Below are 19,080 nucleotides of genomic sequence, written 5' to 3'. Positions count from 1 at the left end.
GGTTGCAGCGAAGTGACATCAACCACGAGCCAGAACCTTGCTCAACGCCTCGAGGAAACGGCTGTTTTCCGCTGGCAGGCCAATGGTGATGCGCAGGTGGTTCGGCATGCCGTAGTTGGCCACCGGACGCACGATCACGCCTTCGCGCAACAGCCCCTGGTACACCGGTGCGGCGACACGCCCCAGGTCGACACAGATGAAATTGCCTTTCGATGGAATCCAGCCCAGGCCCAGCTCACGCAACCCCGCTTCCAACTGCTGCATACCGGCCGCGTTCAGGCGACGACTTTCCGCCAGGTAATCCTCATCCTGCAATGCGGCACAGGCAGCGGCCAGGGCAAAGCTGTTGACGTTGAATGGCTGGCGCACGCGGTTCAACACATCAGCCACCATGGCCGTGGACAAGCCGTAGCCAACCCGCAGCGAGGCCAGGCCGTAGGCTTTGGAGAACGTGCGCGAAACCAGCAGGTTCGGGTAGGCCGCGAGGAAATCCAGGCCATCGGGCAAATCGCTGCCTTCGGCGTATTCGATATAGGCCTCGTCCAGCACCACCAGCACGTGCGCGGGCACGTCCTGCAGGAAGTCGTCCAGGGCCTGGGCATCGAACCAGGTGCCGGTTGGGTTGTTCGGGTTGGCAATGAAAACCACCCGGGTGTTGGCGTCGATGGCGGCCAGCATGGCTGGCAGGTCATGCCCCCAATCCTTGGCCGGTACCACATGGGCATCGGCACCGACGGCCTGGGTCGCAATCGGATAGACCGCAAACGCATGTTCGCTGAACACGGCGTTGAGACCTGGCGCCAGGTACGCACGGGCGACCAACTCAAGAATGTCGTTGGAACCGTTGCCCAGCGTCACCTGATTCAGCTCGACGCCACAGCGCTCGGCCAGCAGGCTCTTCAGTGCAAACCCATTGCCATCGGGGTAACGGGTCAGCTCGGCCAGTTCGTCGCGGATCGCCGCCAGTGCCTTGGGGCTCGCGCCCAGTGGATTTTCGTTGCTTGCCAACTTGACGATGCTGGCCGGATCCAGGTCCAGCTCGCGAGCCAGTTCGTCCACGGGTTTGCCCGGAACGTAAGGCGAGAGTTGTTGCACGCCTGGCTGAGCCAGAGCGAGGAAGTTGCCACTCATTTGCTATCCGCCCTTAAAGAACTGCCTTGGGGTAGGAACCCAGCACCTTGAGTGCCACTGCTTCCTGACTGATTTTTTCCAGCACACCTTTTATCAGTGGATCGCGGTGGTGGCCGACAAAATCGATGAAGAACACGTAGGTCCATTTACCGCTGCGCGACGGACGGGTCTCGATCCGCGTCAGGTCGATACCGTTGTCATGGAACGGCACCAACAATTCATGGAGCGCACCGGGCTTGTTGCTCATGGAGACGATGATCGAGGTCTTGTCGTCGCCGGTCGGCGGCACTTCCTGGCTGCCGATCATCAGGAACCGCGTGGAGTTGTCCGGGCGATCCTCGATTTTCTCGGCCAGGCGCGTCAGCCCGTAGAGGCCGGCCGCCATGTCGCCGGCAATCGCCGCCGAGTTCCACTCGCCCTTGACCCGCTTGGCCGCTTCGGCGTTGCTCGATACCGCCACGCGCTCGACGTTCGGGTAATGGGCGTCCAGCCACTTGCGGCACTGGGCCAGGGACTGGGCGTGGGAATAGATCCGGCTGATGCTGTCGGTCTTGGTGTTTTCGCCGACCAACAGGTGATGGTGGATACGCAGCTCGACTTCGCCGCAGATCACCATGTCGTGCTCGAGGAAGCTGTCCAGGGTGTGGTTGACCGCGCCTTCGGTGGAGTTTTCCACCGGTACCACGCCAAAATTCACCGCCCCGGCGGCCACTTCACGGAAGACTTCGTCGATGGCCGCCATCGGCTTGCTTATCACGGCGTGACCAAAATGCTTCATGGCCGCAGCCTGGGTGAAGGTGCCCTCCGGGCCCAGGTAGGCGACTTTCAGCGGCTGTTCGAGGGCCAGGCACGAAGACATGATTTCGCGGAACAACCGCGCCATTTCTTCGTTGCCCAGCGGCCCCTTGTTGCGTTCCATGACGCGCTTGAGCACTTGCGCTTCACGCTCGGGGCGATAGAACACCGGCACTTCACCTTCGGCCAGGGAAGCCATCTTCACCCGGGCGACTTCCTGGGCGCAGCGCGCGCGCTCGCTGATCAGCTCCAGGACCTTTTCGTCCAGGGCATCGATGCGCAGGCGCAGCGCCTTGAGTTCTTGCTCAGACATCAGCCATGTTCCTTCTCGAACTCTGCCATGTAGGCGATCAGCGCATTGACGGCGTTGATGTCGACGGCGTTGTAGATGGAGGCGCGCATGCCACCGACCGAACGGTGGCCCTTGAGGTTCAGCAGGCCACGTTCGTCGGCACCGGCCAGGAATGGCTTGTCGAGACGGTCGTCGGCCAGGCGGAACGGCACGTTCATCCATGAACGATCAGTCTTGTTGATCGGGTTGCTGTAGAGGCCGCTGGCGTCGATGAAGTCATACAACGTGCGCTGCTTCACTTCGTTGAGCTTGCCGATGGCTTCGACACCACCCTGCTCTTTCAGCCATTCGAACACCAGGCCCGACAGGTACCAGGCCAGGGTTGGCGGAGTGTTGTACATCGAGCCGTTGTCGGCCGCGACCTTGTAGTTGAGCATGGTCGGGCACAGGGAACGGGCACGACCCAGCAGGTCTTCGCGAATGATGCTGACCAGGATGCCGCTCGGGCCGATGTTCTTCTGCGCGCCGGCGTAGATCATGCCGAAACGGGAGATATCCACAGGGCGCGAGAGAATGTCAGAGGACATATCGGCGACCAGGGGCACGTCGCCGGTTTCCGGGATCCAGTTGAATTCCAGGCCACCGATGGTTTCGTTCGGCGCGTAGTGAACGTAGGCCGCATCCTTGGACAGGTTCCACTCGTTCTGGCCGGGGATGGCGAAATAGTCGTAGGGCTTGGCGGTGGCGGCCACGTTGACGTGACCGTAGCGCGAAGCCTCTTCGATGGCTTTCTGCGACCAGATACCGGTGTCGATGTAGTCGGCCTTGCCGCTTTCGGGCAGCAGGTTCAACGGAACCTGGGCGAACTGCTGGCTGGCGCCGCCCTGCAGGAACAACACCTTGTAATTGGATGGGATATTCAGCAGATCACGCAGGTCCTGCTCGGCCTTGGTGGCAATGGACACGAACTCATCGCTGCGATGGCTCATTTCCATGACGGACAGGCCCTTGCCATGCCAGTCGAGAAGTTCACCCTGGGCACGTTTCAGGACCGCTTCAGGCAACGCCGCCGGGCCGGCACAGAAGTTATAGGCTCTCTTGCTCACATCCAATCTCGCTCTGATCTGGTGGTCACATAAATCTTGTGTTCTGCGCAGGGTCCGATGTGGGAGAGAGCCTGTTCGCGATTGCAGTGTGTCAGTCAATATCAATACTGCTGACCCACCGTCATCGCGAGCAGGCTCGCTCCCACAGAGGGGGAATACGCAGTGTCGCAAATTTTCAAACGGGACAAACAACAAGGGGGCGAATCTTCATCCGCCCCCTGCTTGTCCGCTTAGTCCTGCGGTTCTTCTTCGTCTGCGGCAGCGTCGAGCGGTTGGTCGCCGGTCAGATCATCGACATCGGCACCCAGGGTACCGTTGAATGCCGTGCCTTCCTCGCTTTCCAGTTCCTCGCCCTCGACTTCCGACGGCTCCTGGACTCGTTCCAGCCCTACCAGCGTTTCGTCGCTGGCCAGCTTGATCAGCGTCACACCCTGGGTGTTACGACCCAGGCTCGACACTTCGGCGACGCGCGTACGCACCAGCGTGCCCTGGTCGGAGATCAACATGATCTCTTCGCCATCGAGCACCTGGACGGCGCCAACCAGACGGCCGTTACGCTCGTTGCTGACCATGGCGATCACGCCCTGGCCGCCACGCTTGTACTCAGGGAACTCGCTGATGGCCGTGCGCTTGCCATAACCACGTTCCGAAGCGGTAAGGATCTGGCTGCCTTCTTCAGGGATCAGCATGGAAATCAGTTTCTGACCTTCCGGCAGGCGCATGCCGCGTACGCCGCGGGCGGTACGGCCCATGGCACGTACATCGGACTCCTTGAAGCGAGTCACCTTGCCACCGTCGGAGAACAGCATCACTTCACGCTCGCCGTCGGTGATGGCAGCGGAAATCAGCACGTCGCCTTCGTCCAGTTCCAATGCGATCAGACCAACACTGCGCTGGCGGCTGAAGGATTCCAGCGGGGTCTTTTTCACGGTGCCGTTGGCGGTAGCCATGAAAATGTAGTGACCCTCGGTGTATTCCTCCACCGGCAGCATGGTGGTGATGTATTCACCATCGTCCAGCGGCAGCAGGTTGACCAGCGGACGACCACGGGCGGCACGGGACGCTTCCGGGATTTCGTAGGTCTTGAGCCAGTACACCTTGCCCTTGCTGGAGAACAGCAACAGCGTGGTGTGACTGTTGGCGACCAGCAGGTGAGCGATGTAGTCCTCGTCCTTGACGCCTGTAGCCGACTTGCCTTTGCCGCCGCGACGCTGGGCCTGGTAGGCGGCCAGCGGCTGGGTCTTGGCGTAGCCGCCGTGGGAAATGGTCACCACGCGCTCTTCTTCCGGGATCATGTCACCCAGGGTCAGGTCCAGGCGCGCATCGAGGATCTCGGTGCGGCGCACGTCGCCGTATTCGGCGCGAATCACTTCCAGCTCTTCGCGGATCACTTCCATCAGGCGCGTGGCGCTGTTGAGGATGCGGATCAGCTCGCCGATCTGGTTGAGGATTTCCTGGTACTCGGCCAGCAGCTTCTCGTGCTCCAGGCCGGTCAGGCGGTGCAGGCGCAGTTCCAGGATGGCTTGCGCCTGTTCCGGGGACAGGAAGTACTTGCCATCGCGCAGGCCGTATTGCGGATCAAGGTTCTCCGGGCGGCACGAATCGGCGCCGGCGCGCTCGACCATTGCCACCACCGCGGAGGACTCCCAAGGGGTACTGACCAGCGCTTCCTTGGCTTCCGACGGCGTTGGCGAAGCCTTGATCAAGGCGATCACCGGGTCGATGTTCGACAGGGCAACGGCCTGGCCTTCGAGAATGTGGCCACGTTCACGAGCCTTGCGCAGTTCGAACACCGTGCGACGGGTGACCACTTCGCGGCGGTGACGCACGAAGGCTTCCAGCAGGTCCTTGAGGTTCAGGATCCGCGGACGGCCGTCGATCAGCGCGACGATGTTGATACCGAACACGCTTTGCAGCTGGGTCTGGGCGTAGAGGTTGTTGAGGATCACCTCAGGCACTTCGCCACGACGCAGCTCGATCACGACGCGCATGCCGTCCTTGTCGGATTCGTCACGCAGCTCGGTGATGCCTTCGAGCTTCTTCTCTTTCACCAGCTCGGCGATCTTCTCGATCAGGCGGGCCTTGTTCAACTGGTACGGCAGCTCGGTGATGACGATCTGCTGGCGACCGCCAACCTTGTCGATGTCTTCGACGGTCGAACGGGCACGCATGTAAATGCGGCCACGACCGGTGCGGTAGGCCTCGATGATGCCGGCACGACCATTGATGATCGCGGCGGTCGGGAAATCAGGGCCCGGGATGTACTGCATCAGCTCATCGACGGTCAGCTCGGGATTGTCGATGAGGGCCAGGCAACCGTCGATGACTTCACCGAGGTTGTGCGGCGGGATGTTGGTCGCCATGCCCACGGCGATACCGCTGGAACCGTTGACCAGCAGGTTCGGGATACGGGTCGGCATGACCGCCGGGATCATTTCGGTGCCGTCGTAGTTCGGCACCCAGTCCACGGTTTCCTTGTGCAGGTCGGCCAGCAGTTCGTGGGCCAGCTTGGTCATGCGCACTTCGGTGTATCGCATGGCCGCGGCGTTGTCGCCGTCCACGGAACCGAAGTTGCCCTGGCCGTCTACCAGCAGGTAGCGCAGGGAGAATGGCTGCGCCATACGAACGATGGTGTCGTACACGGCAGTGTCGCCGTGGGGGTGATACTTACCGATCACGTCGCCGACGACACGGGCGGATTTCTTGTACGGCTTGTTGAAGTCGTTGCCCAGTTCGCTCATCGCGAACAGCACGCGCCGGTGCACGGGCTTCAAGCCATCGCGCGCATCCGGCAGCGCCCGCCCGACGATTACGCTCATTGCGTAGTCGAGGTAGGACTGTTTCAGCTCGTCTTCGATATTGACCGGGAGGATTTCTTTGGCCAGTTCGCCCATGAGAAGCCTGATTCCTTTTTCTGGTGAAACCTCGTCACATCCAGATGGGACGAACGAAGCTCGCCGCTGCAGAACAAGTGCCGTGCAGCGACTTACGACAAATCAACGAGTTATGCCATGGATCTGCGCAGTAAAGGCCACCTCGCGAGGCAGCCCTGGAAACCGCCGGATGTTATCACAAGAGCCGCCACGCACCTATCCCCCAGATGCGCATGGTGCGTAGTTAGTTGACCGATGACAGGCTGATATGGGACCAGAGGGGCTCAGAAGCGCTGCCGATGAAGAATTGAAGGATAAATGCGAGGCATTTGTTGACTTTTGGGACGCTATCGCGAGCAGGTCGCCACCACGGTGAGTTTTGGTATGCCCGGGATTCAGGACACAACACCGACCCAATGTGGGAGTGAGCCTGCTTGCGATAGCGCTATGCCTGACGACAACCGGCTCAGTGCAAGCGCTTGCGACACATCAACTGCGCCAGCTTGGCGGAGTCCGGGCGCTCGATGACGCCCTTTTCCGTGACGATGACATCAATCAGGTCCGCCGGGGTGACATCGAATACCGGATTGAAGGCATCCACATCCGCGCCAAGCCACTTGCCACCGATTTCCAGCAGTTCGCGCCCGTCGCGCTCCTCGATCGGGATGTCATCCCCGCTGGCCAGACTCATGTCGATGGTCGAGCTCGGCGCCACTACCATGAAGCGTACGCCATGATGCATGGCACAGACCGCCAGCTGATAAGTGCCGATCTTGTTCGCTACGTCACCATTGGCGGCGATGCAATCGGCACCGACAATCACCCAGGTCACACCCTTGGTCTTCATGATGTGGGCGGCGGCGGAATCGGCGTTGAGGGTCACCGGGATGCCCTCGCGGGCCAGCTCCCATGCCGTCAGGCGCGAGCCTTGCAGCCATGGACGGGTTTCGTCGGCATAGACCCGCTCGACCATGCCTTCGATATACGCACCACGGATGACCCCCAAGGCCGTGCCGAAGCCGCCGGTCGCCAGGGCGCCGGTGTTGGAATGGGTCAGGATGGCCTGGGCATTGCCCTGATGCTTGCGGATCAGGTCGACACCGAGCTGGGCCATGGTCAGGTTGGCTTCACGGTCACTCTCGTGTATCGCGATGGCTTCGGCCTCAAGCACCGCCAGCGGCTCGGCTTGCTCTCTCAAGCGCCCCAGCCGATCGCGCATCCGGTCCAGCGCCCAGAAGAGGTTCGCCGCCGTCGGCCGAGCCTCGGCCAGCAAGGCAAAATCAGCCTCCAGCGCCGCTTGCCAGTCACCGCCCTCAGCCATCCTGGCCCGTGCTGCCAGCACGACCCCATAGGCCGCACTGATGCCGATGACCGGCGCACCGCGCACCACCCTCGAGCCAATGGCCTCGGCCACATCGGCGGCACAGGTGCAGGCGATCCAGTTTTCCTCGAACGGCAAGCTACGCTGATCCAGCAGGTACAGGACGCCATCGCGCCAATCGATGGCTTTCACCTTCTCCGCAGCCAATAGTCGATCGCGCATCCTTCACCCCGCACTCATGAACAAAAGCCGCCGATTATAGCGATCCCTCCGCGAAGACGCTCGGGTATACTTCGCCATCCTTTATACCCCATGGAACCGTTCCACGATGCCCAAGCCTGCCGTTGCGCTCGACTTATTATTGCTGCCGACCTGGTTGGTGCCTGTCGAACCCGCCGGTGTAGTGCTCAAGGACCATGGCCTGGGCATTCGCGACGGTTGCATCGTGTTCATCGGCCCCCGAGCCGAAGCCCTGAAGTGCAACGCCGCCCAGGTCCGCGAACTGCCCGGCATGCTGCTCAGCCCCGGCCTGATCAATGCCCACGGCCACGCGGCCATGACCCTGTTTCGCGGCCTGGCCGATGACTTGCCCTTGATGACCTGGCTCGAACAGCACATCTGGCCGGCTGAAGCCAAATGGGTCGATGAAGATTTCGTCCGCGATGGCACCGACCTGGCAATCGCCGAGCAGATCAAGGGCGGCATCACCTGCTTCTCCGACATGTATTTCTACCCCAAGGTCGCCAGCGAGTGCGTCCACGACAGTGGCATTCGTGCGCAAATCGCCATTCCGATCCTCGACTTCCCAATCCCCGGCGCCGCCAGCGCCGACGAAGCCATTCGTCAGGGCATCGAATTGTTTGGCGACCTCAAGCACCATCCACGGATCAAAGTCGCATTCGGCCCGCACGCGCCCTACACGGTGGGCGACGAGAACCTGGAGAAAATCCGCGTGATCGCCGAGGAACTGGACGCGGCCATTCATATGCATGTTCACGAAACCGCCTTCGAAGTGCAGCAGGCTGTGGATAACACCGCCGAGCGGCCGATGGCGCGCCTGGGGCGACTGGGCCTGCTGGGACCGCGCTTTCAGGCCGTGCACATGACTCAGATCAGCGATGAAGACCAGGCCTTGCTGGTAGAAAGCAATTGCAGCGTGATTCATTGCCCCGAATCGAACCTGAAGCTGGCCAGCGGCTTCTGCCCGGTGGAGCGCCTGTGGCAGGCAGGCGTCAATGTCGCCCTCGGTACCGACGGCGCGGCGAGCAACAACGACCTGGATCTGCTCGGCGAAACCCGCACCGCCGCCCTGCTGGCCAAGGCCGTCGCCGGCTCGGCCACCGCTCTGGATGCCCATCGGGCACTGCGCATGGCCACGCTCAATGGCGCCAGGGCGCTGGGCATCGAGGCGACAGTCGGCTCGCTGGAAGTGGGCAAGGCCGCCGACCTGGTGGCCTTCGATCTGTCGGGACTGGCCCAGCAGCCGATCTACGACCCGGTGTCGCAGTTGATCTATGCCACCGGTCGCGATTGCGTCAAACACTTGTGGGTGGGCGGCAAGCCGTTACTGGAGGATGGCCGGCTGACTCGCATGGACGAATCAAGCCTGATCGCCACGGCCCAGGCCTGGGGTCGCCGCATCAGCGGTCACAACGAATAACCACGCCCCTTGAGCCGCGGCTCGGGGCACCTGATTTTCCAAGCTTTTCGAGGATCTGCACATGAGCAACGTCGACCACGCCGAAATCGCCAAATTCGAAGCCCTGGCCCATCGCTGGTGGGACCGTGAAAGCGAATTCAAACCGCTGCATGACATCAACCCGCTGCGGGTCAACTGGATTGACGAACGGGTCAACCTGGCCGGCAAGAAGGTCCTCGACGTCGGTTGCGGCGGCGGCATCCTCAGCGAGGCCATGGCCCAGCGCGGGGCCACGGTAATGGGCATCGACATGGGCGAAGCGCCGCTGGCGGTTGCGCAACTGCACCAGCTGGAATCCGGCGTCAACGTGGAATACCGGCAGATCACCGCCGAAGCCCTGGCCGAAGAAATGCCCGGTCAATTCGACGTGGTCACCTGCCTGGAAATGCTCGAGCACGTCCCGGACCCGTCATCGGTCATCCGCGCCTGCTTCCGCATGGTCAAGCCCGGCGGCCAAGTGTTCTTCTCCACGATCAACCGCAACCCGAAAGCCTACTTGTTCGCCATCATCGGCGCCGAATACATCATGAAGCTGCTGCCACGCGGCACCCACGACTTCAAGAAATTCATCCGCCCTTCCGAGCTGGGCGCCTGGAGCCGCATGGCCGGGCTGACCGTCAAGGACATCATTGGCCTGACCTACAACCCGCTGACCAAGCACTACAAACTGGCCGCCGATGTTGACGTCAACTACATGATCCAGACCCTGCGCGAGGAATAAGTCGATGCGTCTCAAAGCGGTTCTCTTCGACATGGACGGCACGCTGCTCGACACCGCGCCGGATTTCATCGCCATCTGCCAGGCCATGCGCGCCGACCGTGGCTTGCCACCGATGAACACGCAGCACATTCGCGACGAGATTTCCGGCGGCGCCCGGGCGATGGTCGCGGTGACCTTTTCCATGGACCCGGAATCACCAGGGTTCGAGGAGCTGCGCCAGGAATTCCTCGAGCGCTACCTCAAGGGGTGCGCGGTCCACAGCCACTTGTTCGACGGCATGGCCCAGGTGCTGGCCGATATCGAAGCGGCCAACTTGATCTGGGGCGTGGTCACCAACAAACCGGTGCGTTTCGCCGAGCCGATCATGCAGCAACTGGGCCTGGCCGAACGTTCGAAAGTGCTGATCTGCCCCGACCACGTGAAAAACAGCAAGCCGGACCCCGAACCGCTGACCCTGGCGTGCAAGATGCTCGACCTGGACCCGGCCAGCGTACTGTTCGTGGGCGACGACCTGCGGGACATCGAGTCCGGGCGCAGCGCCGGCACCAAGACCTGTGCAGTGACCTACGGCTACATCCACCCGGACGACAACCCCCGGCACTGGGGCGCGGATGTAGTGATCGATCACCCGCTGGCGCTGCGCGAGGTGCTGGACAACGCGTTGTGCAGTTGCTGATCTGAGCCAGACACCGCTCTTTGCAGCAGGGGAGCTTGTTGTGGCGAGGGGATTTATCCCCGCTGGGTCGCGAAGCGGCCCCTCTTCGCCTTACTTGATACACCGCGGTGGTAGAGAGCTTGTGGAGGCGCTTCGCGCCTCAGCGGGGATAAATCCCCTCGCCACAAATCAAGCCCCGTTGCCACACAGTGCATCACCACGCATCGTTATGTTTCGTGAGGTTCTTTTATGTTTGATTATTCCGCCCGTCCCGACCTGCTCAATGGCCGGGTGATTCTGGTCACCGGCGCCGGTCGCGGGATCGGTGCCGCTGCAGCGAAAGCCTACGCCGCCCATGGCGCCACCGTGCTGTTGCTGGGCAAGACCGAAGCCAACCTGACCCAGGTCTACGATGAAATCGAGGCGGCCGGTCATCCGCAGCCGGCGGTAATCCCGTTCAACCTCGAAACGGCGTTGCCTCATCAGTACGATGAACTGGCGGCGATGATCGAAACCGAGTTCGGTCATCTGGACGGCCTGCTGCACAACGCTTCGATCATCGGCCCGCGCACACCGCTGGAACAGTTGTCCGGCGAGAACTTCATGCGCGTGATGCATGTGAACGTCAACGCCATGTTCATGCTCACCAGCACCTTGCTGCCCCTGCTCAAGCTGTCCAAGGATGCGTCCGTGGTGTTCACCTCCAGCAGCGTCGGGCGCAAGGGCCGGGCGTACTGGGGCGCCTATGGGGTGTCCAAGTTCGCCACCGAAGGGCTGATGCAGACCCTGGCCGACGAAGTCGATACCGTCGCCGCAGTGCGCGCCAACAGCATCAACCCCGGCGCTACCCGCACCAGCATGCGTGCCCAGGCCTATCCGGGGGAAAACCCGCTCAACAATCCGACGCCTGAAGAGATCATGCCGGTCTATCTGTACCTCATGGGCCCGGACAGTACCGGTATCAACGGCCAAGCCTTCAACGCGCAATAACTGCCTTTCTCCGCGTCGCGACGATTTACCGTCGCGACGCGCGCTCCTTCAATCGCCTACCAGGCGAAACGCCAAGCCCACGCCGCCCAAATGCTGACGCGGCGTTCGCCCCTGATCATCAATTCATTGATTTCTATCGGTTTTTATTCTAGTGAACTGAATGGCACGACTTTCGCTCTAAATATCCTCAAACACGCCATGTTCGGCGGGGAACGGACGTTGAGACGAGTCTTACGCCTGACAGGGAAAGCGGTCTAAACTCAAATCAGATGTCCTACGGGACTGAAGGATCAGTACGACACGCTACCTTAAGCGGCATCACCCAGCCCGGCAGGACAGATTTAGCTTAGGGGCTAACGCCAAATGAAAACGCCCACCCAGATCAACGCGATAGACTTCGACAGCGCCAAGTTGCAGCGCCTGGGCTTCGGCCAGCCGTCGCCGCTCGTGCCACGCTCGGTCAGCCTTTCGCAATTGCGCAAGCAACTGGGCCAACAATTGCAGACCAGCCTGGAACCACAACGCATCCTGGGCCTGTTTTTCCGGGAAGTTCAGCGATTGGTGCCCCTGGATGCATTGGCCTATCAACACAAGCCCAGCGATCTGCGTCTCGAACTCGGGCAGCGGGGCCATCACACCCTCAGCTACAACCTCAGCCATGAAGGCGAACACTTGGGCGAGTTGGTATTCCGGCGCAACCAACGTTTCTCTGAGGCGGAACAGGCCGACTTGGAATCGGTGCTCTCGACACTGCTGTATCCATTGCGCAACGCCCTGCTTTATCGAGCCGCCACTCAAAGCGCGCTACGCGATCCGCTGACCGGCACCGGTAACCGCATCGCCATGGACCAGACCCTGGTTCGTGAAATCGACATGGCCCGGCGGCATCTACAACCCTTGTCGCTGCTGATGCTCGACATCGATCATTTCAAGCGTATCAACGACAGCCATGGGCATGGCGTCGGCGACGAAGTACTCAAGGCCGTGGCCGAGTCGATCAAGAGCCAACTGCGCAACGTGGACATGGTGTTCAGGTTCGGCGGTGAAGAGTTTCTGATCCTGCTGGCCAATACCAGCCGCGACGCTGCGGCCATGGTCGGTGAACGGCTGCGTTATGCCGCCCAGGCCCAGGATTATTTCGCCGCTGGCACACGGATCGAACTGACGGTGAGCCTGGGTTGCGCGACGTTGCTACCGGGGGAGTCCTCGGAAAGCCTGCTGCGCAGGGCCGACAGCGCGCTGTATGTAGCCAAGCGCGAAGGACGCAATCGACTGGCGATGGCAGGCTGAAACAACGAGAGAATGTAAAAACACCGACATCTTTGTGGGAGCGGGCTTGCTCGCGAAAGCGGTGGGCCAGCCTATGGATATGTTGAATGCACCGAAGTCTTCGCGAGCAAGCCCGCTCCCACAAAGTCTTGCGGCAACCACCGGCCAGCCACTCATCCAAAACAACTGTGGGAGCGAGCTTGCTCGCGATAATGGTCTAGCCGTCAACCTCCCCGTCGACTGTCAGACCTCTTCGCGAGCAGGCTCGCTCCCACATGGGGTGTCGCTATCGGTAGCGGAAGAAATCAGCTCCCGGCCAGCGCCAGGCGCTCACGGGTGGAAGAAGATTTTCCCACAGACTCCGACTGCTCCAGTTGCATGCAACGCTCCAGGAACAGGTACATGTAGTCGTAGCTCTTGCACACGGCTTGGCGCAGCTCCGTTTGCAGGGCCTTGCTCGGATTCATCCCCGCCAGCGTACAGATGATTTCCAGGGCTTCCCAAGGGTGGGCGTCATCATACTGGGCATGCATCTTCAGCCATTTCATGGCCCGCTTGCGATCTTCCTCGGCGAAAGCCGCCGCATAGACGCCAGTGGAACACACCAGCGCCGACCACTCTCCCGTCGCCCCCTCAATGGCATAGTTGGTCGCGGCGATGGCCACGATCAGCGAATCCGAGGAGCTGGTGTGCCAGCACCAGTGGCTCAAGGCATGAAGCTCGGGTGGCACATGCTGGGCTTGCAGGTCTTCCAGGCTCACGCCATGGGCGGCGCTCCAGTTTACCCAGTAGTCGGCGTGGTTGAGTTCGACACGAATATTACGCATCAGCCAGCGACGCGCCATGTCCTCGCCGGGATGGCGGGCGAAGCGGGTCTTGGTGAGGTTCTGTGCCATGTATAAAGCGAACTGTTCGACGACCGGCCAACCACCGATGAGGTAGTGGCGCATGGTCCTGGCGCTGAGCTTGTTGTCGCGCATGCGCTGATACAGTTCGTGTTCGACAACCCGGCGCTTGCTCTCGCTGCAATCGGTAATGAGCTGCTGTGCCCATTTCGGATAGCTCGTGGGGTCCATGAGCGGGCCTGTTCGGTTGAATGTGTCGATCACTGTCGGGCTCCTTTTGATTGTGATTTTCCGGATCAACAAGAGGTTCAGCGGAACGTGCCGGGGGCCTTGAATAACAACGGCTGGGGCCGGGCCGGCCGACATTGCAACGTGTCGCAGGTAAACAATTGCGGGCGTTCGATCACATACCCCTGAGCATAGTCCACCCCAATCTCCAGCAATGCCTGCTCGATCTGGGCGGTTTCAACAAACTCGGCAATCGTGCGCTTACCCATGACGTGGCCGATGTGATTGATCACTTCGACCATTGCACGGTTAATCGGGTCGTCCAGCATATCCTTTACGAAACTCCCATCGATCTTCAGGAAGTCTACAGGTAAATGTTTCAGGTAAGCGAATGAAGACATTCCGGCGCAAAAGTCATCCAGCGAGAAGTAACATCCCAAGCTCTTGAGTTCATTGATAAAGCGGATTGCACTGCCCAAATTCGAAATAGCGCTGGTTTCTGTAATTTCAAAACAAATCATTTCTGGCGGAATCGAGTAGGCCGCGAACTGTTTACGCAGGAAATCAAGAAACGCCTGATCTCCGATAGTAGTGCCTGACAGATTGATCGCACACATCGCCATGGGCCCCTGTCGCGAATCATTCAGGCACTGGCGGATGATCTTGAAGACATTCTCTACCACCCAACGGTCCAGGGACGTCATCAGGCCATAACGTTCCGCCGCGGGAATGAAACTGTCCGGCAGGATCATCCGGCCGGCTTCATCGTGCAGGCGCAGCAGGATTTCAATGTGCCCGCCACCATGATCGCCCGGCCCCAGCGCGGCGATTTCCTGGGCATAGAGGCAGAAGCGATTTTCCTCCAGGGCCATGTGCAAGCGCTGAACCCAGGCCATCTCGCCAAAGCGCAGGGACAGCTCCGAGTCGTCGGCATGATAGACCTGGACCCGATTGCGCCCCTTTTCCTTGGCCATGTAGCAGGCCATGTCGGCAGCCCGCAGGGACGCCTCCAGGGTGGTCGGCGTCTGGGCGATATGCACCAGGCCGATGCTCACGGTGGTCACGAACGGCCGACCCTTCCAGACAAAGTGCAGGTTCTGCACGGTCTGACGCAGCCCTTCGGCGATCTTTTCCGCCGCTTCCGGCGAACAGTTTTCCAGCAAGATCCCGAACTCATCCCCGCCCAACCGGGCCAGGGTGTCGTTTTCCCGCAGGCCTGATTGCAGCAAGGCGCAGATATGCCGCAACAATTCGTCGCCCGCGGCATGGCCGCAGGTGTCGTTGACCAGCTTGAACTGGTCCAGGTCGAGAAACATCAAGGCATGGCGCCCGACCTGGCGGGTAAGGTTGTGCAAAGCCTGCTCGAGGCGATACTCGAACTCCCGGCGGTTCGCCAGGCCAGTCAGGGCGTCATGGGTGGCCTGCCACGACAGGTTGGCGATGTATTGACGCTCCTGGGTCATGTCATGCAGCACCAGCACGGCGCCGCTGACCTTGCCCGCATGACGGATCGGCGCGCCCACCAGGGTGACCGATACGGTGCTGCCGTCCAGGCGCTGGATCAGTTTCGAATGCTCGCTGGCGCCGCTGAGCCGACCGCTGAGGATGTGCTCGATCAGGGTCAGCCCCTCGGTCTGGGCATTGTCATCGAGCAAATTGAACAGCGCGGCCAGGGGCAGGCCCGTGGCGTGTTCGGTTTTCCAATGGGTCATCGCCTCGGCAGCGGGGTTCATGTAGGCGATGGCACCCTCGACGTCAGTGGTGATGACCCCGTCGCCAATGGATTGCAGGGTGATCTGTGCCCGTTCTTTTTCCATCTGCAGCGCATTGGCGAACACTTGCCGCTGGGCCAGCAGTTTATGGGTACGCAACAACGCCAGGACGATCAACCCGAGGGCGGTGGCGAAATTGGTCACCAGCAAGAGTCGCAGGATGAAACGCGACCCCTCGCCCAGTGCATCGCTGAAGGCCTTGGCGGCCGGGGTGACGGAGTCGTTGATCGCAAAGATCTGGGCCTTCCAGCCGCGGATATCCAGCTCCGACGCCAGGCCTGCATTAATGCTGCCGTGCATCTGCCGGGCGACGTCGTCCAGCTCGATCAGGTAGCCGTCGCCCACCGTCCAGAGATCGATGGCTTCTTCCAGGTAGCTGAAGTGACGGAAATTCAGATAGAGCCAGATCAGGCTCGACACATCGTCCGGGTGATTGCCGCCCTTGAGGATGCCGGCCCTCGCTGCTTCCAGGTCCGGCGGTTCGCGGTCCAGCGCCACCCGCAGTTCATGGCCGCCCTCGGGGACGGCGATGGCTTGCTGGTATTTGCGGAAGATCGCCTCGTCGCGACTGTCGGCGTACAGATTGAGGTAATAGATGGCGTCTTTCTGGCCTTTGGACCAGAGACTCTCCCCCGCCACGTAGCCGCGAACGGCGGACAGCACGTAAAGACTGACGCCGCCAAGCAATGCCTGAAATAGCACAACGGCGATAAAGGGCCAGACGATGCCCAGCAGCCGAGGTGTTCCGAGAGTCTGCTTTTGCTTCATGAGGTCCCTTGCACAGGTATTGCCGGACGAACACCCGCCAGAATTCCGCTCCTGACTCAATAGCCTAGGCTAGTTTTCAACCGTTCGAACGAATGAATGAACAGATCGATAGGCTTTGCGTGGAATTCGGAAAAATCGGCGGGTTTGCCTGCTTTTTTTCCGATACTAAGCGCAGAAAAGCTGCGCAAACTCAAGGCTGCTGTATCTGTTGCAAGTGACCGTAAAGTCGGGCGTAGAGGCCGCCCTCGGCAATCAACTGTAAATGGTCGCCGTCCTCGGCGATTTGCCCTCCGTCGAACACCAACACCCGATCGGCCTGCTTCACCGCCGAGAGCCGGTGGGCGATGATCAGCGTGGTGCGTGCACTCAAGAAGCGCGCCAGGGCCTGGTGAAGGTTGTACTCGGTGGCAGCATCCAGTGCCGAGGTGGCCTCGTCGAGAATCACCACCCGGGGGTTGGCCAGTACCATGCGGGCGATGGCCAGCCGTTGACGCTGCCCGCCCGACAACCGCACCCCGGAACGCCCTACTACACTCTCCAGGCCCTGGGGCAGCGCCCGTACGGTGGCATCGAGCTGGGCGATTTCCAGTGCCCGCCAGCAATCGTCGTCACTGCACGCACGGCCCATGGCGAGGTTGGCCCGCACCGTGTCATTGAACAGCGCCGGATGTTGCAACACCACTGCAACATTCTCCCGGATGGTCTCCAGGCCGATCTCCTGTTGCGTGGCTCCACCGAAACGAATGCTGCCTGACTGCGGCGTATACAACCCCAGCAGCAACTGCACCAAGGTACTCTTGCCACCGCCGCTGGCGCCGACGATAGCGACTTTCTCGCCCGGCGAGATGGACAGGTTCAACTGGTTGAGCACCAGCTCTTCGCCGTAACCGAAACTCAACCCCTGGATATCGATACCCACGGTGTCACGCCCCTTGAACGGATCGACGACACCCGTGTACTGAGGCTCGTCGGCCCGGGCCAGCAGTTCATTGATCCGGTTCAAGGCGCCGCCGGCGGCATAAAAGGCGTATTGCAGATTGAGCAGTTGCTCGACCGGACCGATCATGAACCAGAGGTAGCTGAACACCGCCAGCATCTGGCCGATCGACAAGTCGGAAAACACCACGGTAAGCATGGCCGCCGCGCGGAAAATGTCGATGCCGAACTGGAACAGCAAACCACTGGCGCGGTTCGAGGCATCGGTTTTCCACTGCGAACTCACGGCGTAATCACGGACCTCCTTGGCACGCATCCCCAAGCGGCCAAGGAAATAACCCTGGCGGTTACCGGCGCGCACTTCCTGGATGGCATCCAGGGTTTCGGTCAAGGCCTGGGTGAAGCGCGAGGTGCTGTCGTTCTCCAGTTTCTTGAGGTGCTTGACTCGCTTGCCCAACTGCACCGTGGCGTAGATCACCAGCGGGTTGAACAGCAGGATCAACAGCGCCAGTTCCCAGTGCATCCATACCAGGATCCCGGCCGTGCCCACCAGGGTCAACATCGCCACCAGGAAACGGCTGAGAGTTTCGCCGATGAATTTGTCGAGGGTGTCCAGGTCGGTGACCAGGTGAGCTGCCACGGTGCCGCTGCCCAGGCTTTCGTACTCGCCCAGGGAAATTCGCTTGAGACGCTCGATCAGCCGGATGCGAATGCGATAGACGATGTCCTTGGCCAACCTGGCGAACAGGCGCGCCTGCACCACGTTGAACAGCAATGCGCCACAGCGCAGGGCCAGGGTCACAAGCAACATCAGCCCGATATAACCGGCAGCGCGCTGCCATTCCATGGGCAATGCATGGTTCATGACTTTCAAGGCCGCATCGCCATGCCCCAGCAACACCTCGTCGACCAGCAATGGCAACAGCAACGGGATCGGCACGCTGCACAGCGTCGCCAGCACCGCCACGCCGTTAGCGATCCACAGGGCTTTTTTATGTTTGAGGGCCAGGCGGCGGATTTCCGCCCAGCTCAGCCGGTCGATGCGCGGCGAAGCCGATGCAGCTTGCGGCCGCTCAGGCACAGGCCGCGCGCTCGAGCCAACGGCCCAGCAAAGGCGACAGCTGGCTCAGGGGCTGATATCCGTTGGTCAGCAAGGCCAACTGGCCGTCACGCTCGGCCAACAGCGTGGGAAACCCGGCAATGCCCAAGTCCTGCACCCAGGTGAAATCCGCAGCGGTAGCCGCATGTTGGTCGGCGCGGTCGAAAGCCGCGGCGAATTCGATGCGTGGCAGCCCGGCCTGTTCGGCCAGTTCCACCAGGACGCTGGCGTGGGTGACGTCACGGCCTTGCACATAAAAGGCTTCCTGGATCAGCTTCAACAGCTTCCAGGCCAGGTCCGGGGCCAGGCTGCGGGCCGTCACCAGTGCACGGCAGGCAGGCTCGGTGTCGTAGACGAAACCGTCCGGCAACGCACCTTCAAGCTTGAAGGGCTGGCCGGTGGCCTGGGTGACAGCTTGCCAATGTTCAAGAATGTAGCGACGGGTGGTCGGCTCCAGCGCCGAACCGCTGCCAGTGCGCAAACCGCCCACCACCAGGTGCAACTCTACCCCTGCGGCCTGCGCCTGCTCCACCAACGCCTCGGCCACCGGTGCAAAGCCCCAGCACCAGGAACACATCGG

The 19,080-nt window shown here is 61.2% G+C and carries 14 protein-coding genes; 5 read left to right on the top strand and 9 right to left on the bottom strand.

The features are described from left to right. Positions 1 to 18: 18 nt before the first annotated feature. From hisC to mtnA, 5 genes are all read right to left on the bottom strand, one after another. A complete protein-coding gene (gene hisC / locus AC30D9_RS16655; RefSeq protein WP_490144419.1) occupies positions 19 to 1,131 on the bottom strand; it encodes a histidinol-phosphate transaminase in 1,113 nt (370 codons plus the stop codon). 13 nt (positions 1,132 to 1,144) lie between these two features. Next, a complete protein-coding gene (gene pheA / locus AC30D9_RS16650) occupies positions 1,145 to 2,239 on the bottom strand; it encodes a prephenate dehydratase (RefSeq protein ID WP_033055815.1) in 1,095 nt (364 codons plus the stop codon). Continuing rightward, entirely contained in the window at positions 2,239 to 3,324 is a 1,086-nt protein-coding gene (gene serC, locus AC30D9_RS16645) for a 3-phosphoserine/phosphohydroxythreonine transaminase (protein WP_134923339.1), read from the bottom strand. The genes pheA and serC overlap by 1 nt, the downstream gene beginning before the upstream one ends. Before the next feature lie 230 nt (positions 3,325 to 3,554). After that, positions 3,555 to 6,218 carry a DNA gyrase subunit A gene (gene gyrA / locus AC30D9_RS16640; RefSeq protein WP_307571499.1) on the bottom strand — a complete coding sequence of 888 codons (2,664 nt, stop codon included), beginning with the start codon at positions 6,216 to 6,218 and terminating at the stop codon, positions 3,555 to 3,557. 445 nt (positions 6,219 to 6,663) lie between these two features. Then, positions 6,664 to 7,740 carry an S-methyl-5-thioribose-1-phosphate isomerase gene (gene mtnA / locus AC30D9_RS16635; protein ID WP_134923337.1) on the bottom strand — a complete coding sequence of 359 codons (1,077 nt, stop codon included), beginning with the start codon at positions 7,738 to 7,740 and terminating at the stop codon, positions 6,664 to 6,666. 106 nt (positions 7,741 to 7,846) lie between these two features. On the opposite strand from mtnA, the gene AC30D9_RS16630 reads away from it, so the two are divergent. The 5 genes from AC30D9_RS16630 to AC30D9_RS16610 all read left to right on the top strand — a co-directional run bounded on the left by AC30D9_RS16630 (position 7,847) and on the right by AC30D9_RS16610 (position 12,873). Next, the gene (locus AC30D9_RS16630) at positions 7,847 to 9,178 is read left to right on the top strand and encodes a TRZ/ATZ family hydrolase (protein ID WP_490144418.1); all 1,332 of its coding nucleotides are present in this window, start codon (positions 7,847 to 7,849) and stop codon (positions 9,176 to 9,178) included. A 61-nt stretch (positions 9,179 to 9,239) separates the two neighbouring features. After that, the gene (gene ubiG, locus AC30D9_RS16625; protein ID WP_307571502.1) at positions 9,240 to 9,938 is read left to right on the top strand and encodes a bifunctional 2-polyprenyl-6-hydroxyphenol methylase/3-demethylubiquinol 3-O-methyltransferase UbiG; all 699 of its coding nucleotides are present in this window, start codon (positions 9,240 to 9,242) and stop codon (positions 9,936 to 9,938) included. Between the two features lie 4 nt (positions 9,939 to 9,942). After that, positions 9,943 to 10,614, top strand: a complete 672-nt coding sequence (gene mupP / locus AC30D9_RS16620) for an N-acetylmuramic acid 6-phosphate phosphatase MupP (RefSeq protein WP_307571503.1) — start codon at positions 9,943 to 9,945, stop codon at positions 10,612 to 10,614. A gap of 228 nt (positions 10,615 to 10,842) precedes the next feature. Then, positions 10,843 to 11,583 carry a YciK family oxidoreductase gene (locus AC30D9_RS16615; RefSeq protein ID WP_109751391.1) on the top strand — a complete coding sequence of 247 codons (741 nt, stop codon included), beginning with the start codon at positions 10,843 to 10,845 and terminating at the stop codon, positions 11,581 to 11,583. Between the two features lie 363 nt (positions 11,584 to 11,946). Beyond that, positions 11,947 to 12,873: a GGDEF domain-containing protein gene (locus tag AC30D9_RS16610; RefSeq protein WP_109751390.1), complete on the top strand. Its 927-nt coding sequence runs from the start codon at positions 11,947 to 11,949 to the stop codon at positions 12,871 to 12,873. A 284-nt stretch (positions 12,874 to 13,157) separates the two neighbouring features. Here the strand turns inward: AC30D9_RS16610 and AC30D9_RS16605 are convergent, their stop codons facing one another. From AC30D9_RS16605 to AC30D9_RS16590, 4 genes are all read right to left on the bottom strand, one after another. Next, positions 13,158 to 13,928, bottom strand: coding sequence for an iron-containing redox enzyme family protein (locus AC30D9_RS16605; RefSeq protein ID WP_490144417.1), 771 nt, complete (start codon positions 13,926 to 13,928; stop codon positions 13,158 to 13,160). 77 nt (positions 13,929 to 14,005) lie between these two features. Further along, a complete protein-coding gene (locus AC30D9_RS16600; protein ID WP_307571505.1) occupies positions 14,006 to 16,465 on the bottom strand; it encodes an EAL domain-containing protein in 2,460 nt (819 codons plus the stop codon). Positions 16,466 to 16,655: 190 nt separating this feature from the next. After that, complete coding sequence (locus AC30D9_RS16595) at positions 16,656 to 18,482, bottom strand: ABC transporter ATP-binding protein (protein WP_490144416.1); 1,827 nt, start codon at positions 18,480 to 18,482, stop codon at positions 16,656 to 16,658. After that, positions 18,475 to 19,077, bottom strand: a complete 603-nt coding sequence (locus AC30D9_RS16590; RefSeq protein ID WP_307571636.1) for a DsbA family protein — start codon at positions 19,075 to 19,077, stop codon at positions 18,475 to 18,477. The genes AC30D9_RS16595 and AC30D9_RS16590 overlap by 8 nt, the downstream gene beginning before the upstream one ends. Positions 19,078 to 19,080 lie beyond the last annotated feature (3 nt).

It is taken from the genome of Pseudomonas sp. DF11 (assembly GCF_058148565.1).
This window is presented reverse-complemented; position numbering and strand designations above follow the sequence as displayed.

Bases quoted from the DNA above. Each gene is read 5' to 3' on its own strand.
- hisC (WP_490144419.1), bottom strand. From the start codon at position 1,131: ATGAGTGGCAACTTCCTCGCTCTGGCTCAGCCAGGCGTGCAACAACTC.
- pheA (WP_033055815.1), bottom strand. From the start codon at position 2,239: ATGTCTGAGCAAGAACTCAAGGCGCTGCGCCTGCGCATCGATGCCCTG.
- gyrA (WP_307571499.1), bottom strand. From the start codon at position 6,218: ATGGGCGAACTGGCCAAAGAAATCCTCCCGGTCAATATCGAAGACGAG.
- mtnA (WP_134923337.1), bottom strand. From the start codon at position 7,740: ATGCGCGATCGACTATTGGCTGCGGAGAAGGTGAAAGCCATCGATTGG.
- AC30D9_RS16630 (WP_490144418.1), top strand. From the start codon at position 7,847: ATGCCCAAGCCTGCCGTTGCGCTCGACTTATTATTGCTGCCGACCTGG.
- ubiG (WP_307571502.1), top strand. From the start codon at position 9,240: ATGAGCAACGTCGACCACGCCGAAATCGCCAAATTCGAAGCCCTGGCC.
- mupP (WP_307571503.1), top strand. From the start codon at position 9,943: ATGCGTCTCAAAGCGGTTCTCTTCGACATGGACGGCACGCTGCTCGAC.
- AC30D9_RS16615 (WP_109751391.1), top strand. From the start codon at position 10,843: ATGTTTGATTATTCCGCCCGTCCCGACCTGCTCAATGGCCGGGTGATT.
- AC30D9_RS16610 (WP_109751390.1), top strand. From the start codon at position 11,947: ATGAAAACGCCCACCCAGATCAACGCGATAGACTTCGACAGCGCCAAG.
- AC30D9_RS16605 (WP_490144417.1), bottom strand. From the start codon at position 13,928: ATGGACCCCACGAGCTATCCGAAATGGGCACAGCAGCTCATTACCGAT.
- AC30D9_RS16600 (WP_307571505.1), bottom strand. From the start codon at position 16,465: ATGAAGCAAAAGCAGACTCTCGGAACACCTCGGCTGCTGGGCATCGTC.
- AC30D9_RS16590 (WP_307571636.1), bottom strand. From the start codon at position 19,077: ATGTGTTCCTGGTGCTGGGGCTTTGCACCGGTGGCCGAGGCGTTGGTG.